Raw genomic sequence first — 25,982 nt, forward strand, 5'->3', positions numbered from 1 at the left:
TTCGTGTAGCGCCAACAAAGCGTGACGTGAGGGTGGCACGCAAGATGCGGCCTATCGCGACGATTGCTTTTCAGACAGTCCGGGGGGCAGATCAGCACGTGGAGGGCAACGAACCTCACGCCGATCGATCAATGTCGGGGAAGATTTGGTGGAGCCAATCGGAATCGAACCGACGACCTCTTGAATGCCATTCAAGCGCTCTCCCAACTGAGCTATGGCCCCACTCCGGCTTCGGCCGGCCGCCATTTTCGGCGGAAATTTCTGGCGAGGTTGGGACCCCGCCGGTCAGTGCAGGGCGGCTTCTAGCGCCGCCTTGCCGCAATAGCAAGTCTTTCGAAACAGCTTTTTTCGCAAAGCCGGCTCGAAAGTCGGCGGGCGCTTCCCACCCGCCGCAATGTCAGACGTCGTCGTCGTCGTCGCCGACGCCGATCATGTCGGAAACGTCGTCGTCTTCTTCTTCCTCGTCTTCGAGGAAGGTGTCGTCGTCATCGTCGCCCAGGTCGACATCATCATCGTCGTCGTCGCCGAGATCCGGCAGGTCGTCGCCGCCGCCCTTGGCTTCATCGTCGGCGTCCTCGAGCGATACGATCTCGGCGCCTTCTTCCTCGTTGTCGGCTTCCTTGTCCTCGACCTCGTCCTCTTCCTCGATCGGAGAAGAGGCCTTGCTGTCTTCGAAATAGGAACGAGGATAGCTCTTGCCCGTATAGGGAGAGACAATCGGATCCTTGTTCAGATCATAGAATTTGCGGCCCGTTTCGGGGTCAACGCGTTTTGTGCCAAGTTCTGCTTTTGCCACGGCAAGCCTCGTACAGAAAGATTGGTCCCCTTAATCGCAGTTTGCGGCGCTGTCAAAGCCAAAAGCCAATGCTTTCCGATGTGCCGTTTCGTCGCCTTTTTCAGGATGACGGCATGGAACGGGCGTGTTAGGAACTTCCTTGCAAAAACGACCACCCAAGGCCTCGAGCCAAGCTCGGCCCGACAAATCCAGGACATTCGACATGGCGCATGACGCCACACCACAACCTGCGACCGCGCGGCGCTCGCCGCCGCTTTCCGGCACCGCGCGCGTGCCCGGCGACAAATCGATCTCGCACCGCTCCTTCATGTTCGGCGGACTGGCCTCCGGGGAAACCCGCATCACCGGCCTGCTCGAAGGCGAAGACGTGATGCGTACCGGACAAGCCATGAAGGCGATGGGCGCCCATGTCGAGAAACATGGCGACGAGTGGGTGATCCGCGGCACCGGCAACGGCGCGTTGCTGCAGCCGGCAGCGCCGCTCGATTTCGGCAACGCCGGCACCGGCTCGCGCCTCACCATGGGGCTCGTCGGCACCTATGACATGGAAACCACCTTCATCGGCGACGCCTCGCTGTCCAGCCGCCCGATGGGCCGCGTGCTGGAACCGCTGCGCCAGATGGGCGTGCAGGTGCTGCAGGCTGCACCCGGCGATCGCATGCCGATCACCTTGCGCGGACCGAAACATGCCGCTCCCATCACCTACCGCGTACCGATGGCTTCCGCGCAGGTGAAGTCCGCCGTGCTGTTGGCCGGCCTCAACACGCCGGGCATCACCACGGTGATCGAGCCGGTGATGACGCGCGACCATACCGAGAAGATGCTGAAGGGCTTCGGCGCCAACCTTTCCGTCGAGACCGATGAGCGCGGCGTGCGCCACATCTTCATCGAAGGCCAGGGCAAGCTGACCGGCCAGATCATCGCCGTTCCGGGCGACCCGTCGTCCGCCGGCTTCCCGCTGGTGGCCGCGCTCATCGTGCCGGGCTCCGATATCACCATCGAGAACGTGCTGATGAACCCGACCCGCACCGGTCTGCTTTTGACACTGCAGGAAATGGGCGGGCGGATCGATATCCTCAACCCGCGCAATGCCGGCGGCGAGGATGTCGCGGACCTGCGCGTGCGCTATTCGGAACTCAAAGGCGTCACCGTGCCGGCCGAACGTGCGCCGTCGATGATCGACGAGTACCCGGTCCTGGCGGTCGCCGCCGCTTTCGCCGAGGGCGAAACGGTGATGCAGGGCCTGGAAGAGCTGCGGGTGAAGGAAAGCGACCGGCTTGCCGCCGTTGCCAACGGGCTGAAGCTCAACGGCGTCGACTGCACGGAAGGCGAGGCTTCGCTCACGGTGCGCGGCGTCCCGGGTGGCAAGGGTCTGGGTGGCGAAGCGAAGGGAGAGGCGGTAAGGACCCATCTCGACCACCGCATCGCGATGAGCTTCCTGATCCTGGGGCTTGCCACCGAGAAGCCGGTCACGGTAGACGACCGCGCCATGATCGCCACCAGCTTCCCGGAATTCATGGGGCTGATGACGCGTCTGGGCGCCGAGATCGACTGACAGCCACGCCTCCATCCTGTCATGGACCGGGTGCTACAAGCCCGGCCCATGCTCTCCTATTCCCTGCCGGGACCCGCAGCAGCAGCCTGGCATTGTTAAAGAACGCTCAGAGCCTGAAACCATGATCCGCCTCGAAAATATCGGCAAGCAGAACGGCAAGCAGATCGTCTTCATCGAGGCCTCGGCCACGATCCAGCGCGGCGAGAAGGTCGGGCTCGTCGGTCCGAACGGCGCCGGGAAGACAACGCTGTTCCGCATGATCACCGGCCAGGAACTGCCGGACGAGGGTCAGGTCGCGATCGATCGCGGCGTGCGGATCGGCTATTTCAGCCAGGATGTCGGCGACATGGCCGGCCGCAGTGCCGTGGCCGAGGTGATGGACGGCGTCGGCCCCGTCAGCGCGCTGGCAGCCGAAATGGCCGAACTGGAAGCAGCCATGGGCGACCCCGACCGGGCCGACGACATGGACGAGATCATCACCCGCTACGGCGAGGTGCAGGGCCATTTCGACGAGCTGGACGGCTATGCGCTGGACGGCCGCGCCCGCGAAGTGCTCGACGGGCTTGGTTTCAGCCAGGAGATGATGAGCGGCGACGTCGGCAAGCTGTCGGGCGGCTGGAAGATGCGCGTCGCGCTCGCCAAGATCCTGCTGATGCGGCCCGACGCCATGCTGCTCGACGAGCCGAGCAACCACCTCGACCTCGAAAGCCTGATCTGGCTGGAGAACTTCCTCAAGGGGTTCGATGGCGCGATCCTGATGACGTCGCACGACCGCGAATTCATGAACCGCATCGTCGGCAAGATCGTCGAGATCGATGGCGGAGCGTTGACGAGCTATTCCGGCGACTACGAATTCTACCGCCAGCAGCGCGCCGTCGCCGAAGTGCAGCAGCAGGCCCAGTTCGAACGCCAGCAGGCGATGCTGGCCAAGGAGATCGCCTTCATCGAGCGGTTCAAGGCACGCGCGTCGCATGCCGCGCAGGTGCAGAGCCGCGTCAAGAAGCTGGAGAAGATCGACAAGGTCGAGCCGCCCAAGCGCCAGCAGACCGTGCGTTTCGAATTCCAGCCGGCGCCGCGCTCGGGCGAGGACGTGGCCACGCTGAAGAATGTCTCCAAGAGCTACGGCAGCCGCACCATCTATGACGGGTTCGACTTCCAGGTGCGCCGGCGCGAGCGCTGGTGCGTCATGGGCGTCAACGGCGCCGGCAAGTCGACATTGCTGAAACTCGTGGCCGGCGCCTCCGAGCCGGACGACGGAACGGTGTCGCGCGGCCCAAGCGTCAAGATGGGCTACTTCGCCCAGCACGCCATGGAACTGCTCGAGGGCGAGCGTACCGTGCTGGAATCGCTGGAGGATTCCTTCCCGCAGGCCGGCCAGGCGCCGTTGCGCGCGCTCGCCGGCTGCTTCGGCTTCACCGGCGACGAAGTGGAGAAGAAGTGCCGGGTACTTTCGGGCGGCGAGAAGGCACGGCTGGTGATGGCCAAGATGCTGTTCGATCCGCCGAACTTCCTGGTGCTCGACGAACCGACCAACCACCTCGACATCGCCACCAAACAGATGCTGATCGAGGCGCTTTCGCGCTACGAGGGAGCGATGCTGTTCGTCAGCCACGACCGCCATTTCCTGGCCGCGCTTTCCAACCGCGTGCTGGAGCTGACGGAAGAAGGCACGCACGCCTATGGCGGCGGCTATACCGAATATGTCGAACGCACGGGGCAGGAAGCACCGGGCCTGCGCGGATAAGCTCCCGCTGCCGTTCGATGCCTTTTTAGTCGGGCCGCGCCGGTATGAGCTGAACGGCAAGCGCGGCCAGCAGGGCTACTCCGGCGAAAACATAGAAATTCCAGGCCGGCTCGATATTCAGGCTTGCGATGTAACCTCCCAACAGAGGGCCCGACAGCGCTCCGATGCGCGAGAAGCTGAGCGCCCAGCCGGTTCCGGCAGAACGCACCGAAGCGTCGAGCCTCTGGGCGAGAAAACCTGTCAGGATCAGCGACGCGGAAATCGTGCCGAAGCCAGCGATCGCGACGAACAGATAGTTGACGAGCAGCGGCGCCTTGATCGCCAGAGCCGCGATGCCGACACCACCCATCAGATATGACAGCACAACTGTCGTCTTCACGTTGAAGCGGTCGGCCCATGACCCGAGGACAATGCCGCCGACGGCAGAGCTGAAACTGAAGACGGCCAGGAACATCAGGCTGTCACCGAGAGCATAGCCGTTCTTTCGCATGATCTGCGGGAGCCATTGCGCCAGCCCGTAGACCAGCAAAAGGCCCATGAACAAGGCGACCCAGAAACAGATCGTTTCAAAGGCGCGGTGCAGCGAGAAAATTTCCGCCAAGACCTGTTTCCATCCGGTCTTGCCTTCCGGCGCAAGCTGTTGAACAGGCATCGGGACGCCCATGCGCGCAGCCACTTCCTTGGCTTGCTGCTGCTTGCCGCGAGAAACAAGCGACTCCACCGATTCCGGCAACAGCTTCCACAACAGCGGCACCGTGATCAGTGGAGCCGCTCCGATGAGGACGATCACGCGCCAGCCATAATCGGCAAGAAATGCTCGCCCACACAACGCGGCCACCAGAATTCCCACCGAGTAGCCCGAGTACATCAGTCCGTAGTTGAAACTCTTGCGGGCCTTGGGAGAGTATTCGATGGTCATGGCTGCGGCGATCGGGATGATCCCGCCGAGACCAAGGCCGGCGATGAAACGGGACACGCCGAACCAAAAGGGCGTGGGCGCGAAAGCGCTGGGCAGCATGCAGGCCGCAAACAGCGTCAGGCAGAAAAGGAAGAGCGGCTTTCGACCGTAGATCTCGCTCAACGTGCCAATAACGATGCCGCCGATCAGCATGCCGACCACCGTATAGCTGCCGATCGCGCCCAATTGTAACGGCGTCAGGTTCCAATCGGGATCGGTTGAAAGGGCTGGCAAAATAGCGCCCAACACGCCGATATCGTAGCCTTCAGCAAAGATGGCAAACCAGCATAGCGCTACGACAAGATAGCTTTTGCTCGGGGAAATCTCATGCGCTGCAGCAACTGCGGGTCCATCGATGGCGTCCGTCTCTCGTCTCATAACCAGATCCTTCCGCACCCCACCATCCAAAAGCGTCGCACGGGGGAAGAGATATTTCAATCTTCAATATTTTAATCATGAAATATCTCCGCGCCGGGAATATCGCTTCGACAGCTGGCATGGCGCTGCATTCGCGCCAATCGAGACGGGACGATGGAAGGACCCTTCGGCGGCTGCCGCTATCCTGGCTCGTATTCCAACGCGACGACGCCGTTGCTGAAGGGCACGGCTGAAATGAGCTCGAATTTCTGCTGCTCGCCGGGGGCGAAAAACGGCTTCCCCTGGCCGACTGCGATGGGATAGCTGAGCAGCCGGATGCGGTCGACGAGACCATGATGCAGCAATTGCTGGGCCACACTGATGCTGCCGTGGACATAGATGTTGCCACCGGCGCTTTGCTTCAGTCTCCTGACCGCCTCCGGCAAGGGACCTTCCAGCTTTTCCGCGGGTTTCCAATCGAATTTCGTCAGCGTTGTCGATGCGACATATTTCGGCAATGCGTTGAACCTGTCGGCGAAATCTCCCGTTTCCGAGGGCCAGGAACCGGCGAAAATCTCGAATGTCACGCGCCCGAGAAGCATGGCGCCGCTGTCTGCAAGTTCCTCTTCCTTGAACCTGTCCATCTCGGCGTTCCAGGCGACACCGGTCAGTTTTTCGACCTCGGCAACGCCATCGGCGCTGATGAACTCGGTGACGATGACTTTCCTCATTCTGCCCTCCATCGATGGGAAGCCGGAAAGAACGCAACAATAACGATAACGGTGCGCAGCTTACCCAAATTCCGCCGGCCTGACATTCTGTCGTTCCCATGCGGAAAGATCTTGCGTGAAAAGTTTGGCCGGGAGCGCCCTTGCTTTCTGCCGGCGTCTCGGCTTGAAGCAGGGTCATGCCTCGATCTCTCACCATCGCAATCGACGGTCCGGCAGGCGCCGGCAAGGGAACGCTCGCCCGACGGCTGGCGGATTATTACCATCTGCCGCATCTCGACACCGGGCTCACTTATCGCGCGGTGGCGCAGATGCTGCTCGTCAAAGGCTGGCCGCTTGGCGACGAGCCGCATGCGGTGGAGGCTGCCCGTCTGATCGATCTCGGCAATCTCGACCGCTCGGTGCTTTCGGCGCATGCGGTCGGTGAGGCGGCGTCCAAAGTGGCTGTCATTCCCGAAGTGCGCCGCATACTGGTCGAGAAGCAGCGGGCTTTCGCCGCGCAGCCGGGAGGCGCGGTTCTGGATGGGCGCGACATCGGTACCGTCGTGTGCCCGGACGCGCGGGTGAAGCTTTATGTGACCGCCAGCGCGGAAGTGCGCGCACGCCGCCGTCTGTCGGAAATCGAGGCCAATGACGGCACCGGTGATTTCGCCATCATCCTTGCCGACATCAACCGCCGCGACGAGCGCGACATGGGCCGCGCCGACTCGCCGCTCAGGCCCGCTGTCGACGCGCACTTGCTTGATACGTCGCAAATGTCTATAGAAGCCGCGTTTCTGGCGGCCAAGACGATCGTTGACGACGTTCTGGCCAATGGAGACAAAGCCTGATCAAGCATTTTTGCCGCTCGCTGTTGCGTGCTGCGCGAAGATACCCATATCGAGCAAAACCGGCCTGTCAGCATTCTTTGCGCCGAACCGCCGCTTCAATGCGGCACAGGGTCTTGACCCGGAATACCGGCAGGTCATCGCAACGCTAACCCACGGCGCCAGCCTCCAGGAGAGGCTTTTCAGGAGAAAATATGTCTCAAGCTATTCCTACTCGCGACGATTTCGCGAGCATGCTCGAAGAATCGTTCTCGGACGGTCACTCGGGCGAAGGCCAGGTCGTGCGCGGTATCGTCACCGCGATTGAAAAGGACATGGCCATCATCGACGTCGGCCTCAAGGTCGAAGGCCGCGTGGCACTGAAGGAATTCGGCGCCAAGGGCAAGGACGGCGGCCTCAAGGTCGGCGATACCGTCGAAGTTTATGTCGAGCGCATCGAAAACGCGCTGGGCGAAGCCATGCTGTCGCGCGACAAGGCGCGCCGCGAGGAAAGCTGGGTCAAGCTGGAAGAGAAGTTCGCCAAGGGCGAGCGCGTCGAAGGCGTCATCTTCAACCAGGTCAAGGGCGGCTTCACCGTCGATCTGGACGGCGCCGTGGCCTTCCTGCCGCGTTCGCAGGTCGACATCCGTCCGATCCGCGACGTCACCCCGCTCATGCACAACCCGCAGCCGTTCGAGATCCTCAAGATGGATCGCCGTCGCGGCAACATCGTCGTTTCGCGCCGCACCGTGCTTGAAGAGAGCCGTGCCGAGCAGCGTTCCGAGATCGTCCAGAACCTCGAAGAGGGTCAGGTGGTCGAGGGCGTGGTCAAGAACATCACCGACTACGGTGCGTTCGTCGACCTCGGCGGCATCGACGGCCTGCTGCACGTCACCGACATGGCCTGGCGCCGCGTCAACCATCCGACCGAAATCCTCAACATCGGTCAGACGGTCAAGGTGCAGATCATCCGCATCAACCAGGAAACCCACCGTATCTCGCTCGGCATGAAGCAGCTCGAGAGCGATCCGTGGTCGGATATCGGCACCAAGTTCCCGATCGGCAAGAAGATCACCGGCACCGTCACCAACATCACCGACTACGGCGCGTTCGTCGAGCTGGAGCCGGGCATCGAAGGCCTCATCCACGTTTCGGAAATGTCGTGGACGAAGAAGAACGTGCATCCGGGCAAGATCCTGTCGACCACGCAGCAGGTCGACGTCGTCGTGCTGGAAGTCGATCCGGCCAAGCGCCGCATCTCGCTCGGTCTCAAGCAGACGCTGGAGAACCCGTGGCATGCCTTCGCCGCCAACCATCCGGTCGGCTCGACCGTGGAAGGCGAAGTCAAGAACAAGACCGAGTTCGGTCTGTTCATCGGCCTCGACGGCGACGTGGACGGCATGGTGCACCTGTCGGATCTCGACTGGAACCGTCCGGGCGAGCAGGTCATCGAAGAGTACCAGCGCGGCCAGATGGTCCGTGCCCAGGTTCTCGACGTCGACATCGACAAGGAGCGCATCTCGCTCGGCGTCAAGCAGCTTGAGCGCGACGCGGCCGGCGATGCCGCCGCTTCGGGCGAACTGCGCAAGAACGCCGTCGTCACCTGCGAAGTCACCGGTGTGAAGGATGGCGGTCTGGACGTGCGGCTGGTCGAAAGCGGCATCGACACCTTCATCAAGCGCTCCGACCTGTCGCGCGACCGTGACGAGCAGCGTCCGGAACGCTTCACCGTCGGCCAGAAGGTCGACGCCCGCGTCATCGCCTTCGACAAGAAGACCCGCAAGCTGCAGGTCTCGATCAAGGCGCTGGAAATCGCCGAGGAGAAGGAAGCCGTTGCTCAGTACGGCTCGACCGACTCCGGCGCTTCGCTGGGCGACATCCTGGGTGCCGCGCTGAAGAAGCAGGGCGGCAACTAAGCAGCCCCTCATGCACCGCTCCCTGGGGCAGTGCAGAGCGAAGTCAGAAAAACCCGCCGGAGCGATCCGGCGGGTTTTTTATTGTCACGCGTTGCAGGGGCCGTCTTGCAACTCGGCCGGCCTCCGAAGGCATTGCCGAGCCAGCGTGTGATGCTGGTGTTCGTCCGAGGCGATTTCTTCAATGATCGATCACGTTACCGTCGCCGTCAGCGACCTCGCCGCGAGCAAGCTGTTTTATGAAAAGGCTTTCGCACCGCTCGGCTACCAGCTTTCGTTCGGGGAGGAAGGCGTCTTCTGGGCCTTCGATATCGGTGATGGCCTGTTCGAGATCATGCAATCGGCAAGCCCAGGCGTGCTCACCCGCATACACGTCGCCTTCCGCGCCAGGAGCCACGCCGAGGTGGATGCTTTTTATCAAGCAGCGCTTGCAGCGGGAGCGACGGACAACGGTGCGCCGGGGCCGCGCCCGGCCTATACGCCCAACTACTATGCGGCCTTCGTACTCGACCCCAACGGCTACAACATCGAAGCCATGATCGACGCGCCGAAGGCGTGAAGGACAATTGCCTCGGCGGATGGATGTCAGGCGCGTCCGTAGAGCGGCACCAGGGTTCCGCTCATCGCCTCGTTGCGCGGCGAGGCGAGATAGACGATCGTCTCGGCCGCGGCCTCCGGGCTTACCCATTTCGTGAAATCGGCGTCAGGCATGTCGGTCCGATTGGCCGGGGTGTCGAGGGTGGAAGGAGCAATCGCGTTGACCAGGATACCCTTGCTCTTCAACTCCTCGGCCAGCGCCACGGTCATTGCGGCCACTGCTGCCTTGCTCGCTGCATAGGCAACCATGCCGGCACCCCGCCGGGGGTCGAGGCCGGCACGCGCCGAAACGTTGACGATGCGCCCCCGCGTGCCGGAGGCGAGCATGGCGCGCACGGCCGCCCGGCTACACAGGAAGGCGGTACGGGCGTTGGTGTCCATCATCTCGTTATAGGCAGCCGATTCGGTCTTATCGACGGGCGCCATGGCGAAACCGCCGGCCAGGTGGATCGAGGCCCACAAGTCCGGCACGCCGGCATAGAAGGCGGTAACGGCTTCGGTGTCCTCGAGGTAGACGTTGTTCACCAGATGCACGCGCTCGTGCTTGGTGAAGGGGAAATGGGCGGGCGCCGCGGCATGGCTGTTCGGCACGTGGCAGATGGCGCCTTCCTGCAAGAGCTGCGCCACCACGGCACTGCCCAGTGCGCCCGTTCCACCGGTGACGACGACATGTTTTTGGTCCAGCGTAGCCGCCATCCGCGACAACTCCTGCTCAGTCATTTGTAGGATACCCGAAAGTCGCGCCTTTCGCGCTCTCACTCAACCGAAATCTCGATAAGGAAAGGCTTTTTTGTCGCCCGCGCCTTGCCGAGTGCCTGCGCAAGACCGGCAGGGCCCTGCAACTTCTGCGAACCGATGCCATAAGCATCAGCCAGCTTGCAGAAATCCGGCGGTGCAGGCGAGACGCCGACTGGTTCAACGCCGACATCGCGCATCGAGGTTTCGATCTCGCGATAGCCGCGGTTGTTCCAGACCACGAAGGTCACCGGCGCTTCCGCGTCGAGCGCAGCGGCGATCTCCGGCAAGGTGAACTGGAAGCCGCCGTCGCCGGTAAGGCATACCACCGGTGCATCGGGGACAGCCAGGGCCGCGCCGATCGCCGCGGGCGGGCCATAGCCCAGTGCGCCGAAGCCGGTGGCCGCATTGAACCATCCGGACGGACGGTCGTGATCATAATAGAGATTGGCAGCGTAGATCGGCTGCGTCGAATCCCCGACGATGATGGCGCCAGGCAGGCTCGCACGGATGGTCTCGACGGCCGCCACCTGCGCCTGCATGGCGGGACCGATCTCGGCAAAGGCAGCCAATCGTGCCGCCGCGGCACGCTCGGCGCCGCTGGCCGAGCCTGTCGAGCGATCGATTGCAGCCGCCAGCGCTTCGAGCGCCTCCCCGCAATCGGCTTCGATGGCGATCGTGGCCGGATGACGCTGGAGCTGGCCTGCGTCGATATCGATGCGCACCAGTTGGGCCGGTATCGCGAAACCGCCATCACCGTACATGTCATAGTCGGTTGGGCCGAACTCGGTGCCGGCGGCCAGTATGGCATCGCTGTCCGCCATCAGTGCGCGCACCGCCTTGAGGCTGGGACTGGCGGGAACGGTCAGCGCATGACCATGCATGAGGCCGCGTGCGTTGGCGGTCTGGACAACCGGCGCATCGAGGCTTTCAGCCACCTGCCGCAGCGGCGCCTCGGCGTGGCGGGTGCCGCCGCCGGCGAGAACCAGGGGTTTCCTGGCGCCGGCGAGAAGCGCCGCTGCTTTCTCAATCGCGGCGGGATCGGGCGTCCGGGGCTGCGCTGCGGAGGACACGGCCTTCAATGCCTCCACCGGCAGGCCCATGACGTCCAGAGGAATTTCGATATGGACAGGACCGGGTCGGGCCGAGCGGAAAAGATCGAAAGCACGGCCGAGAATAGCGGGCAGTCGGGCAGGGTCGGTGATGCGTTCCGAGAACGCCGCCACCTTGGCCATCATACCTTGCTGGTCCGGCAATTCGTGCAGATAACCCAGGCCTAGACCGAGAGTGGGCGTCGCGTTGACGCCTGAGATGACAAGCATCGGCACGGAATCGGCACGGGCCTGGCCCATGGCGGTGATGGTGTTGGTGAGCCCCGGCCCTGTGATGACGAAGGCGACGCCTGGTTTTCCGCAAGCACGCGCATAGCCATCGGCCATGAAACCGGCGCCCTGTTCGTGGCGCGGCGTGATGTGGCGGATGCGCGAGCCGGCAAGGCCGCGATAAAGCTCGACCGTGTGCACGCCGGGAATACCGAAGACGGTATCCACGCCATGCGCTTCGAGCAGCGAAATCAACGCCTCGCCGACGGTGGTCATTGGCTTCCTCCTTCTTCCGGCGCAAGGCCGAGCTCGGCCTCGACAGCCCTGATGCCGATCGCCGCCAGTTCACCGGGCGAGAACATCTCGCCGGCCAGACTGCCTTCGATCCAGAGCCCGTCGATGATTGCGTTGATCGCGATCGCATGATGGCGAAGCTGGCTTGCGTCCGCCTTGCGCCGCTCGGCAGCGAGCACTTCGGCGACGACCGCTTCCACCTCGTTGCGAAAGCCGAGATAGCCTTCGCGGTGGGCGTGGGCCAAGGCCGGATCCGCACTGGCGCGGCCGATGAAGGTTGCCCACAGCGAAAACACCCGTGCATCGATGATCGGCGCGTTGAGATTGGCGGTGACGAAAGCCGCCAGGCGCTGGCGCGGCAAGGCATCCTCCATGACCAGTGCGGCTTTCGCCTGCTCGGTCATGCGGCCGACCAAGGTTGCATAGGCCTCCTGCAGCAACTCTTCCTTGCCCGGGAAATAATGCCGGATCAGCCCAGCGGTGACGCCGGCGCGCAATGCGATGGTGCGCAAGGTGGCGCCCTGCAGGCCATGTTCGGCCACACTGTCCAGGGTTGCCTCGATCAGATCCTGTCGTCGCCGCTCCTCGCCCTCGCGGCGGAACTTGCGACGGGACGGCACATTCATTGACGCAAGATCGGCCGCGTCAGGCATGTCGGCCCGCCTTCGCAAGCGATGCAGAGCGCATCCGCTTCGAAAATTTCGACGACGCAGCCCGCGGCCTCCATCGCAGCCTTTGTCCTGGGGAAGCCGGCAACCGCAATGACTTTGTGCGGGCTGGTCGGCAGAACGTTCAGGCTGAGACCGTTGGAAGCGGCGAACTCTTCGGCATCGCCCTCGACCAGCCGGATGCCTCGCGCCCTGAGCATCTGGTAGAACGGCGCCGGCAGTAGGGGCGAATAGACCAGTGCGAGATCGTCGGCCAGCGGGCTGATCACCGACATCAGATGCAGGCAGGCCTCTTCGCCTTGCCACAGCGGCAGGTCGAAGCCGTAGACGGAAATGCCGAGCGGCGTCAGCAGGTTGGAAACCTGCTGGATGCCTTCCTGGTTTGAGCGGACGCCGCGCCCGATCGCCAGCGTGCGGGCATCCACCCATACGCAATCGCCGCCCTCGACCTGGCCGGGAGCCTCGACGCGGCCGAGGATCGGAATGCCCAGCCTCTTGTAGGTTTCCTCATGCAGGGAGGGCTCTCCCGCACGCAACGGCTTGCCCATGGACAGGATCAGCGCACCACGGTCCGTCATCAGCGACGGATCGTGCGTGAACACCGAATCCGAAAGCCCGTCGGCCTTGTCTTCGATCCATTCGATTTCGGCGCCGGAAGCCGCCACGAGCTCGGCGAGGACCGCGTGCTGTATCGCTGCTTTCGCCGGGTCGAAACCCGGGCCATAGTGCCAGGCGGCTCTGTCAGCACCACGCATCGCGTTGGCCGCCGACCGCATCAGCACCCGCCGCAGCGGCGCCGCCATGGACTGTGATCCGAAAGCGCTCATCGATGCCCTTTTAAGCTGAAAAAAATCGAGAAAATTTCATCGGGGGCTATTTATACACTTGCACAACAAGGCCGCAAGTGCCGTAATGAGCGGGATTGACGGGCTCGCGCTGCCGGGTCCATGCTGAAGTCAGGAGCGGGACAGTACAGCGTATGTTGATTAGCCGGATAGTCGTTCGACGAACTGCCGTCGACCGCACAGAGGTCACCCGGTGAGCGCGGCTGGAACTGCCGCAATCCCATCCGGCGAGGCGCGGAATGGCGCCGCCGAAGCCATCCATGTCGAAAACCTGCACAAGAAATTTGGTGACCTTCACGTCTTGAAGGGCGTGTCGCTGTCAGCGCGCGACGGCGAGGTCGTGGCCATCATCGGCGGCAGCGGCTCGGGCAAGTCGACGCTGCTTCGTTGCATCAACTGCCTGGAAAACCCGACCAGCGGCATCATCCGGGTCAATGGCGAGGAGATCAAGCTGAAGGCGGACAGCCATGGCCATACGGTTCCCGCCGACCGCCGCCAGATCGAACGCATCCGCTCACGGCTGGGCATGGTGTTCCAGAGCTTCAACCTGTGGAGTCATATGACGCTTCTGCAGAACGTCATCGAGGTGCCGGTGCACGTCCTCGGCGTGAAGCGCGACGAGGCCATCGCCACCGCCGAGAAGCTGCTCGCGCGCGTCGGGCTCGCCGAAAAGCGCGACGTCTACCCGCACTTCCTGTCCGGCGGCCAGCAGCAACGCGCGGCGATCGCCAGGGCGCTTGCCATTCAGCCGAGGGTCATGCTGTTCGACGAGCCGACTTCTGCACTCGACCCTGAACTGGTGGGCGAAGTGCTGAAGGTGATCGGCGATCTGGCGCGCGAGGGCCGCACCATGGTGCTGGTCACGCATGAAATGAAATTCGCCCGCGAGGTCGCGACACACGTCATCTACCTCCACAACGGGCTGGTCGAGGAAGAAGGACCGCCGGAACGAGTGTTCGGCGCACCGAAGTCCGAACGGCTGAAACAGTTTCTGCGCAATGTCGGCTGACTGGTGAGGGGCCGGCGAAAGCAGGAAAAAGACAACGGGAACAGTCAAAAACAACGGGAGAACAGGGCATGAAAACATTTCTGAAGACGGCGGTTGCCGCTGCCGCGATCGCGCTGGCGGGAACCTTCTCGGCCAGTGCCGAGCAGGTGAAGGTGGGCTTTTCGCCGGAAGCCTATCCACCTTTCTATTCGCAGGATTCGTCCGGCAAATGGGGTGGCTGGGAAGTCGACATCGCCATGGCGATCTGCGCCGAAGCCAAGCTCGACTGCGTGCTGACACCGATCCCCTGGGATGGCCTGATTCCCGGTCTGAAGACCAAGAAGATCGACGCGATCATGAACTCGATGTCGATCACCGCGGAACGCCAGAAGGAGATCGACTTCTCGGACAAGTACTACAACACCCCGACCTCGATCGTCGGTGCCAAGGACCAGAAGTTCGACGCCTCACCGGAAGGGCTCAAGGGCAAGGTGCTTGGCGTGCAGGTATCGACCGTCCATGCCGCCTACGCCAAGAAGCACTTCGCTTCGACCGCCGCCGAGATCAAGGAATACCAGACACAGGATGAGGCCAATCAGGACCTCGCCGCCGGCCGCATCGACGCCACGCAGGCCGACCAGATCGCGCTGGACGCTTTCCTGAAATCCGACCAGGGCAAGGGCTGCTGCGACATGAAGGGCACCGTGGCACCAGATCTCGAAGTTCTCGGGCCCGGCGTCGGCGCCGGCGTGCGCAAGGGCGACACCGAACTCAAGGACAAGATCAACGCCGCCATCAAGGGCATCCGCGCCAATGGCAAATATGGCGAGATCACCAAGAAGTACTTCGACTTCGACGTCTATGGCGACGAGGTGCAGTCGAACTAGCATCCCGGGTCACGCGCGACGCCCCCGAGAGGCGACGCGCCATCCGGCCGGCGTTCCGCGCCAGGCCGGATCGTGAGCCGGCACGTCGGGGGGCGCGCCGGCTCATTCGAGACAGAGCGCTACGCGTTCCTCGGACGCGCAAGGACGCTCCAACCCTTTGAACCTGCGTAGCCCTCCAGCGGCGGTACGCGGCGCTGTTCAAGGCGATTTCGAAGAATTATTGCATCGATTTTGGACCAAAAGTCGCGCTCAACGGAAGGCAATAATTCTTCGAAATCGCCTCAGTCGGAGTGAGGACGCTGACAGACATCTTCCTTTCGGCCTCGGCGGCCGGTCTCGCCGAACTTCTGGCATTCGATCCACCCGGCTGGGGCGGAAATCTGCTGCGTGGCCTGCTTGCTTCCGTCGGAATTGCCTGCGGCTCATTCGGGCTCGGCCTGCTGATCGGCATCTGCGGCGCCTACGGCAAGCTCTATGGCAGCCCGATGGCACGCGATCTGTTCGGCCTCTACACCACCATCGTGCGCGCCGTGCCAGAGCTGGTGCTGATCCTGCTGCTTTATTTCGCCGGCACCGACCTGGTGAACAGGCTTCTGACGCTGCTCGGCTATGCACCGGTCGACATCAACGGCCTGATCGCCGGCATCTGCGTGCTCGGCGTCGTCCAGGGCGCCTATTCGACGGAAGTGCTGCGCGGCGCCATCCTTGCCATCCCTCAGGGTCAGATCGAGGCCGCGCGCGCCTACGGCATGTCGCCTATATTGCAGCTCAGGCGCATCACCTTGCCGGCCATGGCGCCTTACGCCATCCCCGGCCTCGCCAATCTCTGGCTGATCGCCACCAAGGATACGGCGCTGCTTGCCGTCGTCGGCTTCAACGAACTGACCCAGACCACGCGGCTCGCCGCCGGCGCCACCAAGGCGTATTTCACCTTCTTCTTCGCTGCCGGCGTGCTTTATCTGGCACTGACGCTGGTCTCAAACATCGTCATTTCCCGTTTCGAGCGTTACTCGCGGCGCGGCATGCCATCGGTGATGGAGACGCGCTGATGGCAATGACGAGGACCGTTGCCCGTACATCGGAATGGCTGCAACCGCACCGCATCGTGCTGATCATCGTCGCGGCGGCGATTGTCCTGGCTTGCGCGTTCCTCATGCGATGGGACTGGCTGCCGGCTTATCTGCCGCTCGCCCTGCAAGGCATATGGCGCACCATCTGGCTGCTCGTCGTAACCGCCGCGCTCGGCATCGCGCTGGCGATTCCGATCGGCTTCGCGCAAGCCGCGGGTCCCGCTTTCCTGGCGGTGCCGGCGCGCGTGTTCTGCACGGTTATCCGCGGCACGCCGCTGCTGCTGCAGCTGTGGCTGCTTTATTACGGGCTGGGCTCGCTGTTCCCGCAATTCCCCTGGATCCGGGAATCGTTCCTCTGGCCCTATCTCAGGCAGGCCTGGCCCTACGGTGTGCTGGCGCTCACACTTTCCTACGCCGGTTATGAAGGCGAGGTGATGCGCGGCGCCTTCGCCGGCGTGCCAAAGGGGCAGCTTGAAGCGGCGCGTGCCTTCGGCATGCGGCGCTGGACCGCTTTCCGCCGCATCTGGCTGCCGCAGGCGCTGAGGCGGGCTCTGCCGACGCTGGCCGGCGAGACGGTCCTGCAGCTCAAGGCGACGCCGCTGGTGGCGACCATCACCATGGTCGACATCTATTCCGTCGCCTCGCGGGTACGCCAGGAGACCTTCGTCACCTATGAACCCTTGCTGCTGCTCGCGCTGGTCTATATGGCCATTACCGGGGTTATCGTATTTGCGTTCCGCAAGATCGAAGCGCGCATCCCGGCAAGGCTAGGCTAGCCGAATTCCGGCCCGGATCGCGACGTAGATATGAGCTACGGGAGCAGCTTGAGCATGATCCCGAAAAGTTGCAGACTTTTCGGATAGAGATCATGTGTAAAAACAAAGAGATAGAGTGTTTCCGCGTTTCCGTGGAAAACGGAAACGCTCCAGGGGTGAAAGGAAATGCAGCTCAGTCTCGAACAGGCCGCAGCGCTTTGCCGTATGGCGGCTTTGGGCGCGGGCGCCAGCGACGAAACCGCACGCTCCATCGCAGCCGCGGCGATTGCCGCCGAAGCCGAGGGCAACAAGGCCGTCGGCCTGTCCCACTACGTCGACTATCTGGAAGCACTGGAGGTCGGCCGCATCCGTGGCAAGGCGGAACCGGTGATCACCCGACCGGCGCTCGCCGTCTATCTCTCAGACGCGCAAGGCGGCGCCGCCCATACCGGCTTCGACCGCGTCTTTGAAGATATCGCCAAGACGGCGCGGCTGTTCGGCGTAACGATCTTCTCGCAGAAAAATGCCTACACCGCCGGTGCGCTCGGCTATTTCACCGGTCGCCTCGCAGAGCAGGGTCTCATTTCCTTCGCCGCCACCAATGGCCCAGCCCTACTTGCCGGTTCCGGTTCGACAAAACCGGTCTACTGCACCAATCCGATGTCCTTCGCCTGCCCGCAGGCCGACGGCGGACCGCTGATCATCGACCAATCTTCCAGCGCAACCGCTTTCCTCAACATCCGCACGGCGGCCGCCGACGGCAAGGCGATCCCCGAAGGCTGGGCGCTCGATGCCAGCGGCAATCCGACGACCGATGCGACAGCGGCCATGAAGGGCGCGCTGCTGGCCTTCGGCGGCTCCCGCGGCGCCAACATCGCCTTGATGGTCGAGGTGCTGGCGGCAGGGCTTTCCGGCGCGAACTGGTCGCTCGACGCGCCCTGGTTCGATGGCGGATCCGACAGTCCCGGCACGGGCCTGTTCGTGCTGGCGATCGAGCCCAAGCTGCTCGATCCCGATTTCGAGAAGCGCATGAAGGATCAACTCCACCGGCTGAACCACCATTACGGCGTTCATATACCGGGGCTTTCGAAGGCGGCGGCAACTGAAAAAGCCAGCGCGCGCGGCATCACCGTTTCCAAGGAAATCGTCGAGCGCATCGCCGATTTCGCCGAACGGCACAAGCGCTGAAGCCCAGGGTCTGGGCCCGGTTATCGCCGGCAGATGGCGAATGCCGCCGACCTCGCGTAGACCAAGTCGCGGCGACCTCCTGTCGCCCTTTGCCTTTGGCGAGAAACCGACTATGAAACGGCTTTAGAGCGCCGGAGCCAGCCATGACCGAAATCCTGCAGACCCCCAAGCTTGTCGTCGTTTTCGGCGGTTCCGGCTTTGTCGGGCGGCATGTCGTGCGTGCGCTGGCCAAGCGCGGCTATCGCATCCGGGTCGCCTGCCGCCGTCCCGACCTTGCCGGCCATCTGCAGCCGCTCGGCAATGTCGGCCAGATCCAGCCTGTCCAGGCCAATGTGCGCGTGCGCTGGTCGGTCGACCATGCCGTTCAGGGCGCCGATCATGTCGTCAACCTTGTCGGCATTCTCTATGAAAGCGGCCGCCAGCGTTTCGGCGCCGTGCAGGATTTCGGCGCCCGCGCCATCGCCGAGGCTGCCCGTTCGGCTGGTGCCGGTCTGACCCATGTCTCGGCACTCGGCGCCAGCGTCGATTCCGAATCCGCCTATGCCCGCACCAAGGCGCTCGGCGAAAAGGCGGTTCTCGAGACCGTGCCGAATGCCGTGATCTACCGGCCTTCGATCAATTTCGGTCCGGAGGATGGGTTCTTCAACCGTTTCGCCGCCATGGCGCGCTTTTCGCCGGCCCTGCCGCTGCTCGGCGGTGGCGAGACACGCCTGCAACCGGTCTATGTCGGCGATGTCGCGGAGGCGATCGCGCGTTCGGTCGATGGTGCTGTCGAGGGTGGCAAAATCTATGAGCTTGGCGGACCGAAGGTGCTGACCTTCAAGGAATGCATGCAGGAAATGCTGGCGGTGATCGAACGCAAGCGCATGCTGGTTCCGGTGCCGTGGTGGATGGCCAGGCTCCAGGCCTCGATCCTGGGTCTGCTGCCGAAGCCGCTGCTCACCAACGACCAGGTCACGCAGTTGCAGTCCGACAACGTTGTTTCCGAAGAGGCGGTCAAGGAAGGCCGCACCTTTGCCGCGACCGGCATCACGCCTCGGACACTTGGGGCCATCCTGCCGAGCTATCTCTGGCGCTTCCGGGCCACCGGCCAATTCAATCAGCGCAGACCCGCGGTAAAGTGAGATAGATAGTGAGTAGTGAGTAGTTGAATATCCTCACTACTCGCTATTCACTATCTCACTACTCACTATCTCACTACTCATCAGCCCCAGATGAACAGCGCAACGAGCCCAAGAGCGCCGACGATCAGCCGCCACCAGCCGAACAGCGAATAGCCGTGCCGCGAGATGTAGCCGAGCAGGCTGCGTACCACGATGACGGCGGTGACAAAGGCGGCGAGGAAGCCGACCGCGATGATCGGGAAATCGCCACCTGAAAGCAGGTGGCGGTTCTTGATCAGGTCGAGCGTAAAGGCGCCGAGCATGGTCGGAATGGCGAGAAAGAAGGAAAATTCGGCAGCTGCCCGCTTGTCGACACCCATCAAAAGCGAGCCGACGATGGTGGCACCCGAGCGTGAGGTGCCGGGAATCATCGCCAGGCACTGGAACAGGCCGATCTTCAGGCACATCGACAGCGGCAGCTCCGAGGCGTCGTGATATTTCGGTTTCAGGTCCAGCCGGTCGAGCCACAAAAGCACGATGCCGCCCAGGATCAGCATGATGCAGATCAGCTTCGGCGTTTCGAACAGCACCGTCTTGATGAAGTCATGCGCCAGCATGCCGATGACGGCGGCGGGCAGGAAGGCCAGGAACACCCCGACCAGCAGGCGCACGCTGTGGTCGCTCGAGATTTCCGGCGGCACGAACATGTTGACGCGCCGGCGCCTGACCGTCGCCGCAACCAGTTCGAAGGCGCAGCCGGCGAGCCAGATCAGCGAAGCGATAGCGCCGATCGCCGCCTCGATCAGCAGGCCGAAGGCGCCCGGGCGGCGCAGGAAGGCCCAGATCTTGCCGGCATAGAGGCTGAGGATGGCGAGAATGGCGCCGAGTTGGATCAGCACCTCGAATACCTTGCCGGTGGATTCGAAACCGAGAAAATGGCCGGCCAGCAGGATATGGCCAGTGGAGGAAACGGGGAGGAATTCGGTCAGCCCCTCAAGCAGGCCGAGCAACAGCGCTTCCACCAATGTCTGGAAATTCATAAGTACCTCACGGGCAGTGCGATCGGCAAAGCGGGACCCGATCTTTTGCGTCCGCTCGCGTTCGAATCTGTCGAACCGGCGCTTAGACACACTGTCAAAGTTGCAAAACTGTGACGAATGCAGCGTCGGGGCTTGCTTGTCAGCGTGCTCAACTGCTCCTATAGCTCGCAGCACCCTGACCAACCCGTGGAATCGGGCAAGAAAGACTTATCGGCGCGGCCAGCGATTCGCCAGCGCATATATCATCCGGGACGATGCTGACGCTTTTCCACCACCCCATGTTCGCCAGTTGCCGCTTCGTACGCCTCGCTTTCGGCGAATATGGCGAGGAGCTTGCGCTGATAGAGGAGAAGCCCTGGACCAGGCGCAAGGAGTTCCTGGCGCTCAACCCGGCCGGGACGCTGCCAATCCTGCTTGCGGAAGGCGACGTGCCGATCATCGGCGCCGGCGTGATTGCCGAATATCTGGACGAGACACGTGGCGTGTTGAAGCGCGACAAGCGCCTGTTCGTGGAAGGGCCGATGGAGCGCGCGGAAATCCGCCGCCTCACGGACTGGTACCTCATCAAGGCGGAGAGCGAGGTGACACGCCATCTCGTGCGCGAGCGGGTGCTGAAGCCGCAGATGCCTTCGGATGCCGGCGGCGGCTCCCCGGATTCGACCGCCATCCGCGCGGCGCGCGCGAACATCCGCCAGCATATGAAATACACCAATTGGCTGGCCGGCACGCGTCATTGGCTGGCCGGCAGCCGCATCACCTACGCGGATCTGGCTGCCGCAGCCACCCTCTCGGTCCTCGATTATCTGGGCGAGATCGAATGGCGCGAACATGGCGCGGCGCGCGAATGGTACACGCGCGTGAAGTCGCGGCCTTCTTTCCGCCCCTTGCTGGCCGACCGCGTACGTGGCCTGTCGCCGGTGTCGCATTATGCGGACCTCGATTTCTGACCCGACCAAGCTGCGTAGGCTGATCGACCGTGAAGCGCGGCGCGCCGGTTTCGATGCGGTCGCCATCACCACGCCGGACGCCATTCCGCAAGCGCCGGTGCGTCTGGCCGAATTCCTATCGGCCGGCTTTCACGGCTCGATGGGATGGATGGCGGACACGCTGGAGCGCCGCGCGGATCCTTCCGTCTTGTGGCCGGATGTCCGATCCATCGTCGTGCTGGCGATGAATTACGGCCCCGATCACGATCCGCGGGCGCTTCAGCAGCAGCCTGATCGGGGCGCGATCTCCGTCTATGCCCGGAACCGTGACTATCACGACGTCATCAAGGGTCGGCTGAAGGAAATCGCCGGCAAGATCGTGGCGGCAGCCGGCGGCGACGTGAAGGTGTTCGTCGACACCGCGCCGGTGATGGAAAAGCCCCTGGCCGAGGCGGCGGGGCTCGGCTGGCAAGGCAAGCACACCAACCTGGTCAGTCGCGAGCACGGCTCGTGGCTGTTTCTCGGCACCATCTTCACGACCGCGGAACTCGAGCCCGATGCAGCCGAAGAGGATCATTGCGGCTCCTGCCGCGCCTGTCTCGACGCCTGCCCGACCGATGCGTTCCCCGCCCCTTACCGGCTCGATGCCCGCCGTTGCATCTCCTACCTCACCATCGAGAACAAAGGGCCGATCCCATGGGAATTCCGCGCTGCCATCGGCAACCGCATATATGGCTGTGACGATTGCCTGGCGGCCTGCCCCTGGAACAAGTTTGCGCAGGCTGCCTCCGAAGCAAAGCTCGTCGCGAGAGCCGATCTGCGCGAGCCGGCGCTGGCCGATCTGCTCAAACTCGACGACGCAGGGTTCCGCGCTCTCTTCTCCGGCTCGCCGGTCAAGCGAATCGGTCGCGACCGTTTCATCCGCAACGTGCTGATCGCTGCCGGCAATTCCGACGATCAGAACCTTGTCGCGCCGGTGCGAGAGCGGCTCGACGACGCTTCGCCGCTGGTTCGGGGTGCGGCGGTGTGGGCACTGTCGCGGCTGATCGCAGGCGATACAGTGCGCGAACTGGCAGCGACGGCGCTGCCGCACGAAGATGACACGGTCGTTCAGAACGAGTGGCGCCGGGCCATCGACGAGGCGGACAACAACGGAAGGGCGGCATGAGCGGCAACAGGATTTTCATTTTCGGAGCCGGCTACTCCGCCCAGGCCTTCGCCGGCCAGAACCATGATTTCGGCCGCTTTACCGGCACGACGCGCTCGCAGGGAAAATTCGAAGCCCTCAGGCAGGCCGACATCGAGCCCTTGATCTTCGACGGAACGCTCACACCGCAAATCGAAGCCGCACTCAACGAAACCACCCATCTGTTGATCTCGATCGCGCCAGAGACGGCTGGCGACCCCGTGCTGCAAGCAGCTCGCGACACGATCGTGACCCGGATGCCGACATTACGCTGGATCGGCTATCTGTCGACGGTCGGTGTCTACGGCGATCATGGCGGCGCCTGGGTCGATGAAAAAGCCGAATGCCGCCCGGTGTCGGAACGCTCCACCTTGAGACTCAAGGCGGAGCAGGCCTGGCAGGCTCTCGGCCACGAGATCGGGTGGCCTGTCGCCGTGCTGCGCCTTTCCGGCATTTACGGCCCCGGCCGCAACGCCTTCGTCAATCTCGCCGACGGCACCGCCAAACGGCTGATCAAGCCGGATCAGGTGTTCAACCGCATTCATCGCGATGACATTTCCGGCGCTCTTCGGCATCTCGCAGAGGGCGATCTCGGCGGCATCTTCAACATCACCGACGACCTGCCTGCACCGCCGCAGGACGTCGTGACCTATGCCGCCACCTTGATGAATGTGCCGCCACCGCCGGAGACCGATTTCGCCACCGCCCAACTTTCGCCCATGGCGCGGTCCTTTTATGGCGAGAACAAGCGCGTCTCCAACGCGGAGATCAAGGCTACGGGTTATGCGTTCCGCTTTCCCGACTACCACGCCGCCTTCGACCAGATGTGGGCGAGTGGAGACTGGGACAAGGGAGCGGCGCGCAGCCCGATGAAGCGCTCGTGATCGCAGGAGACGGCCGAGGCATGGTATGATTCGGCCTGCGTCGGATTGAAGGGACTGCGAAAGCAGGGAGAGGGTAAGTGACGAAACGGCTGCGAACCATTGCCCGCAAGGCGACCTTTGTTCTGGCGGGATTGGCCACGCTTCTTGGCGCCCTCGAATTCGAGGCGCGTCCGGCTATGGCCGAGGAACTGGCCAAGAACCTGTTCGGCGCCGAAAAGCTACCGGCTGCGACCGAGCCGCAATCCTTCGGCTTTTATTCGAAAGGCTGTTTCACGGGTGGCGTTGCCATTCCGCTGGAGGGCGACACCTGGACAGTGATGCGCCCTTCGCGCAATCGTCGCTGGGGCCATCCGACGATGATCGCGCTGCTCGAGAAATTCTCGCGCGACGCCGAGGCCGATGGCTGGCCGGGCCTTTTGCTCGGCGACATCTCGCAGCCCCGCGGCGGTCCGATGCTGACCGGCCATGCCTCGCACCAGATCGGCCTCGATGCCGACATCTGGCTGACGCCGAAACCGAGCCGCGACCTGACCATGGCTGAGCGCGAGAACAAGAGCGCCAGGCTGATGGTCGACCCGAAGACGCATCTCGTCTACGACCAGCGCTGGACCCCCCAGCATACCCAGCTCCTGCGCCGCGCGGCGAGCTACCCGGAAGTCGAGCGCATCCTGGTCAATCCCGGCATCAAGAAGAAGCTTTGCGATACCGTGACCGGCGACCGCAGCTGGCTGCGCAAGATCAGGCCGTTCTGGGGTCACGACTATCATTTCCATGTCCGCATCGGCTGCCAGCCGGGATCGCACGGCTGCAAGGAACAGGCGGCAACGGCGCCGGGCGACGGCTGCGACAAGTCGCTGGCCTGGTGGTTCACCGAAGAGCCATGGCGCCCGAACAAGAATCCGGACGCCCCTAAGGCGCGCGACATCATGACCATGGCAAGCCTGCCGAAGGAATGCCGGCTGGTGCTGCAGGCGCCGGGACCGGTCTCGGCGGAAGCAGCGACCTACTATGGCAACGGTCGGCCGCCGGTCGCGGTGGCCGCATCGCCGGAAGCGGCTCCAACCCCGCCGGCGACAATCGGCGAGGCGCCGCTCACGCCGGTGACAGCCAATGCCTTCGCACCGACGCCGAAGATAGGCATTCCACTGCCGCGTCCGCGTCCCGGCAACTGACGCCAGCAGCAAGCGGACACGAAAAGCACCCTCTCGCGGGTGCTTTTCAGATCAGCTGCAAGCCCTTCGATTCTTGCCAGAAAAGTGCCTCTTCCCGGGCGTTTTTCAGACCAATTGCGAAAACCTTCGGTTCTGGGCTGTGGCCTGAAAAGTGCCCTTTCAGGGGCGCTTTTGTTTGTTTATAGCATTCAATCGATTGAGAAGGTTGCAGGCGACCGAATCGGCGTGAAGACTGCACGATGCGCAGCCTTAAAACGGTCAGAGCGTCCTTGCGCGTCCGAATGAACGCGCAATGCCCTGGCCGCACTGTTGAGAACACGAGGCGAGCCATCGCCACATCGGACCGGGGATGGGAATGACTGACGGAAGCGGCGTGCTGAGATTCCCGATCCTGATCGGCGACATCGGCGGCACCAATGCGCGCTTCTCCGTCGTGCTCGACGCCAATGCCGAAGCCGGCGAGCCCCATATCGTCCAGACCGCCGATTTCGAGACGATCGATGCCGCCATTCAGGCTGCCGTGCTCGACCGCTCCGCGGTGCGGCCGAATTCAGCGGTGCTGGCCATTGCCGGCCCGGTCAATGGCGATGAAATCCCGCTCACCAACTGTCCGTGGGTGATCCGGCCCAAGGTGATGCTGCGGGACCTCGGCTTCAGCGAGGTCGTCGTTCTGAACGATTTCGAGGCGCAGGCCCTTGCCGTGGTGGCGCTCGGCGAAGAGCATATGGAAAAGATCGGCGGCGGCGAGCCCGAGCCGAATGCCAGCCGCGTCGTGCTGGGCCCGGGCACCGGTCTTGGCGTCGCCGGGCTGATCCACGCGCTTGGGCATTGGATCCCGGTACCGGGCGAAGGCGGGCATATGGACATCGGCCCGCGCACGCCACGCGACTTCCAGGTATTTCCGCACATCGAAAAGATCGAGGGCCGTATTTCCGGGGAGCAGATCCTGTGCGGGCGCGGACTGGTCAATGTCTACCGCGCCGTCGCCGAAGCCGACGGCAAGACCGCTCCCTTCGTCAAGCCGGCTGAAATCACGGCGGCAGCGCTGGCGAAATCCGATCCGGTGGCGGAAGAAGCGCTGTCGCTCTTCGTCACCTGCCTTGGCCGCACCGCCGGCGATCTCGCGCTGGTTTTCAAGAGCCGCGGCGGCGTCTTCCTCACCGGCGGCATTGCGCAGAAGATCGCACCTGCGCTGCAGGCGGGCAATTTCCGCGCCGCCTTCGAAGACAAGGCGCCGCACAGCGAGATGATGCGGTCCATGCCCGTCTATGTCATTACGCATCCGCTGGCAGCGCTGGCCGGACTTGCTGCCTACGCGCGGGCACCATCCTTGTTCGGCGTCGAGACCGATGGCCGGCGCTGGAGCGCTTGAGCGCGCTAGAGCGCTTCCGTCTTAACGGAAACGCTCCAGCTCTTTGTCTTCACGCAATTCCGGACGGAAAACCGCTACACACTTTTCCTGGAA

25 protein-coding genes and 1 tRNA gene are annotated in these 25,982 nt (G+C 63.4%); 16 read left to right on the top strand and 10 right to left on the bottom strand.

Annotation, left to right across the window (positions count from 1 at the left end):
• Positions 1–146: 146 nt before the first annotated feature.
• Positions 147–222: transfer RNA gene (locus tag ACFWXH_RS15760), tRNA-Ala, on the bottom strand.
• A gap of 175 nt (positions 223–397) precedes the next feature.
• Positions 398–796 (bottom strand): TIGR02300 family protein, encoded by a 399-nt coding sequence (locus ACFWXH_RS15765; protein ID WP_054310094.1) that lies wholly within the window; start codon positions 794–796, stop codon positions 398–400.
• A gap of 202 nt (positions 797–998) precedes the next feature.
• On the opposite strand from ACFWXH_RS15765, the gene aroA reads away from it, so the two are divergent.
• Complete coding sequence (gene aroA / locus ACFWXH_RS15770; RefSeq protein WP_379121734.1) at positions 999–2,351, top strand: 3-phosphoshikimate 1-carboxyvinyltransferase; 1,353 nt, start codon at positions 999–1,001, stop codon at positions 2,349–2,351.
• Between the two features lie 121 nt (positions 2,352–2,472).
• On the top strand, positions 2,473–4,095 hold the full coding sequence (locus ACFWXH_RS15775) for an ABC-F family ATP-binding cassette domain-containing protein (RefSeq protein WP_379121736.1): 1,623 nt from the start codon (positions 2,473–2,475) through the stop codon (positions 4,093–4,095).
• A 25-nt stretch (positions 4,096–4,120) separates the two neighbouring features.
• Here the strand turns inward: ACFWXH_RS15775 and ACFWXH_RS15780 are convergent, their stop codons facing one another.
• Positions 4,121–5,431, bottom strand: coding sequence for an MFS transporter (locus ACFWXH_RS15780; protein WP_379121738.1), 1,311 nt, complete (start codon positions 5,429–5,431; stop codon positions 4,121–4,123).
• 179 nt (positions 5,432–5,610) lie between these two features.
• Positions 5,611–6,141 carry a dihydrofolate reductase family protein gene (locus ACFWXH_RS15785; protein WP_379121740.1) on the bottom strand — a complete coding sequence of 177 codons (531 nt, stop codon included), beginning with the start codon at positions 6,139–6,141 and terminating at the stop codon, positions 5,611–5,613.
• A gap of 176 nt (positions 6,142–6,317) precedes the next feature.
• Between ACFWXH_RS15785 and cmk the strand changes: the two genes are divergently transcribed.
• The 3 genes from cmk to ACFWXH_RS15800 all read left to right on the top strand — a co-directional run bounded on the left by cmk (position 6,318) and on the right by ACFWXH_RS15800 (position 9,416).
• Complete coding sequence (cmk, locus tag ACFWXH_RS15790; RefSeq protein ID WP_379121742.1) at positions 6,318–6,968, top strand: (d)CMP kinase; 651 nt, start codon at positions 6,318–6,320, stop codon at positions 6,966–6,968.
• A gap of 191 nt (positions 6,969–7,159) precedes the next feature.
• Positions 7,160–8,860: a 30S ribosomal protein S1 gene (rpsA, locus tag ACFWXH_RS15795; RefSeq protein ID WP_054310089.1), complete on the top strand. Its 1,701-nt coding sequence runs from the start codon at positions 7,160–7,162 to the stop codon at positions 8,858–8,860.
• Between the two features lie 181 nt (positions 8,861–9,041).
• Positions 9,042–9,416: a VOC family protein gene (locus tag ACFWXH_RS15800; RefSeq protein WP_379121744.1), complete on the top strand. Its 375-nt coding sequence runs from the start codon at positions 9,042–9,044 to the stop codon at positions 9,414–9,416.
• 26 nt (positions 9,417–9,442) lie between these two features.
• Here the strand turns inward: ACFWXH_RS15800 and ACFWXH_RS15805 are convergent, their stop codons facing one another.
• Genes ACFWXH_RS15805 through ACFWXH_RS15820 form a run of 4 tightly spaced genes read right to left on the bottom strand, consistent with a single transcriptional unit; the run spans position 9,443 to position 13,300 of the window.
• A complete protein-coding gene (locus ACFWXH_RS15805; RefSeq protein WP_054310088.1) occupies positions 9,443–10,150 on the bottom strand; it encodes an SDR family NAD(P)-dependent oxidoreductase in 708 nt (235 codons plus the stop codon).
• Positions 10,151–10,209: 59 nt separating this feature from the next.
• Positions 10,210–11,787 carry a 5-guanidino-2-oxopentanoate decarboxylase gene (locus ACFWXH_RS15810; RefSeq protein ID WP_379121746.1) on the bottom strand — a complete coding sequence of 526 codons (1,578 nt, stop codon included), beginning with the start codon at positions 11,785–11,787 and terminating at the stop codon, positions 10,210–10,212.
• A complete protein-coding gene (locus ACFWXH_RS15815; RefSeq protein WP_379121748.1) occupies positions 11,784–12,458 on the bottom strand; it encodes a TetR family transcriptional regulator C-terminal domain-containing protein in 675 nt (224 codons plus the stop codon). Before ACFWXH_RS15815 ends, ACFWXH_RS15810 begins: the two co-directional genes overlap by 4 nt.
• Positions 12,428–13,300, bottom strand: coding sequence for a dimethylarginine dimethylaminohydrolase family protein (locus ACFWXH_RS15820; protein ID WP_379121750.1), 873 nt, complete (start codon positions 13,298–13,300; stop codon positions 12,428–12,430). Before ACFWXH_RS15820 ends, ACFWXH_RS15815 begins: the two co-directional genes overlap by 31 nt.
• A gap of 211 nt (positions 13,301–13,511) precedes the next feature.
• Here ACFWXH_RS15820 and ACFWXH_RS15825 point away from each other — a divergent pair, with 211 nt between their 5' ends.
• The 6 genes from ACFWXH_RS15825 (at position 13,512) to ACFWXH_RS15850 (ending at position 19,330) form a co-directional block, all read left to right on the top strand.
• Positions 13,512–14,327, top strand: a complete 816-nt coding sequence (locus ACFWXH_RS15825; RefSeq protein ID WP_379121752.1) for an ABC transporter ATP-binding protein — start codon at positions 13,512–13,514, stop codon at positions 14,325–14,327.
• A gap of 68 nt (positions 14,328–14,395) precedes the next feature.
• On the top strand, positions 14,396–15,193 hold the full coding sequence (locus ACFWXH_RS15830; protein WP_379121754.1) for a transporter substrate-binding domain-containing protein: 798 nt from the start codon (positions 14,396–14,398) through the stop codon (positions 15,191–15,193).
• A gap of 299 nt (positions 15,194–15,492) precedes the next feature.
• Positions 15,493–16,242: an ABC transporter permease gene (locus ACFWXH_RS15835; protein WP_379122234.1), complete on the top strand. Its 750-nt coding sequence runs from the start codon at positions 15,493–15,495 to the stop codon at positions 16,240–16,242.
• Positions 16,242–17,039 (top strand): ABC transporter permease, encoded by a 798-nt coding sequence (locus tag ACFWXH_RS15840; RefSeq protein ID WP_379121756.1) that lies wholly within the window; start codon positions 16,242–16,244, stop codon positions 17,037–17,039. Before ACFWXH_RS15835 ends, ACFWXH_RS15840 begins: the two co-directional genes overlap by 1 nt.
• Positions 17,040–17,204: 165 nt before the next feature.
• A complete protein-coding gene (locus tag ACFWXH_RS15845) occupies positions 17,205–18,206 on the top strand; it encodes an Ldh family oxidoreductase (protein ID WP_379121758.1) in 1,002 nt (333 codons plus the stop codon).
• A 143-nt stretch (positions 18,207–18,349) separates the two neighbouring features.
• Positions 18,350–19,330: a complex I NDUFA9 subunit family protein gene (locus ACFWXH_RS15850; RefSeq protein ID WP_379121759.1), complete on the top strand. Its 981-nt coding sequence runs from the start codon at positions 18,350–18,352 to the stop codon at positions 19,328–19,330.
• Positions 19,331–19,410: 80 nt separating this feature from the next.
• Here ACFWXH_RS15850 and ACFWXH_RS15855 read toward each other — a convergent pair whose 3' ends face one another.
• Positions 19,411–20,349, bottom strand: coding sequence for an undecaprenyl-diphosphate phosphatase (locus ACFWXH_RS15855; RefSeq protein ID WP_379121761.1), 939 nt, complete (start codon positions 20,347–20,349; stop codon positions 19,411–19,413).
• 254 nt (positions 20,350–20,603) lie between these two features.
• On the opposite strand from ACFWXH_RS15855, the gene ACFWXH_RS15860 reads away from it, so the two are divergent.
• The 4 genes from ACFWXH_RS15860 to mepA all read left to right on the top strand — a co-directional run bounded on the left by ACFWXH_RS15860 (position 20,604) and on the right by mepA (position 24,517).
• Positions 20,604–21,296 carry a glutathione S-transferase family protein gene (locus ACFWXH_RS15860; protein ID WP_054310078.1) on the top strand — a complete coding sequence of 231 codons (693 nt, stop codon included), beginning with the start codon at positions 20,604–20,606 and terminating at the stop codon, positions 21,294–21,296.
• Positions 21,277–22,443 carry a tRNA epoxyqueuosine(34) reductase QueG gene (gene queG / locus ACFWXH_RS15865; RefSeq protein WP_379121763.1) on the top strand — a complete coding sequence of 389 codons (1,167 nt, stop codon included), beginning with the start codon at positions 21,277–21,279 and terminating at the stop codon, positions 22,441–22,443. The genes ACFWXH_RS15860 and queG overlap by 20 nt, the downstream gene beginning before the upstream one ends.
• Positions 22,440–23,345 (top strand): SDR family oxidoreductase, encoded by a 906-nt coding sequence (locus tag ACFWXH_RS15870; protein WP_379121765.1) that lies wholly within the window; start codon positions 22,440–22,442, stop codon positions 23,343–23,345. Before queG ends, ACFWXH_RS15870 begins: the two co-directional genes overlap by 4 nt.
• Positions 23,346–23,422: 77 nt before the next feature.
• Complete coding sequence (gene mepA / locus ACFWXH_RS15875; protein WP_054310075.1) at positions 23,423–24,517, top strand: penicillin-insensitive murein endopeptidase; 1,095 nt, start codon at positions 23,423–23,425, stop codon at positions 24,515–24,517.
• Positions 24,518–24,563: 46 nt separating this feature from the next.
• Here mepA and ACFWXH_RS15880 read toward each other — a convergent pair whose 3' ends face one another.
• The gene (locus ACFWXH_RS15880) at positions 24,564–24,848 is read right to left on the bottom strand and encodes a hypothetical protein (protein ID WP_379121768.1); all 285 of its coding nucleotides are present in this window, start codon (positions 24,846–24,848) and stop codon (positions 24,564–24,566) included.
• Positions 24,849–24,872: 24 nt separating this feature from the next.
• On the opposite strand from ACFWXH_RS15880, the gene ACFWXH_RS15885 reads away from it, so the two are divergent.
• Positions 24,873–25,889: a glucokinase gene (locus ACFWXH_RS15885; protein ID WP_379121770.1), complete on the top strand. Its 1,017-nt coding sequence runs from the start codon at positions 24,873–24,875 to the stop codon at positions 25,887–25,889.
• Positions 25,890–25,982: the final 93 nt, after the last annotated feature.

The organism is Mesorhizobium sp. NPDC059054 (genome assembly GCF_042739215.1).
Classification (GTDB): Bacteria; Pseudomonadota; Alphaproteobacteria; order Rhizobiales; family Rhizobiaceae; genus Mesorhizobium.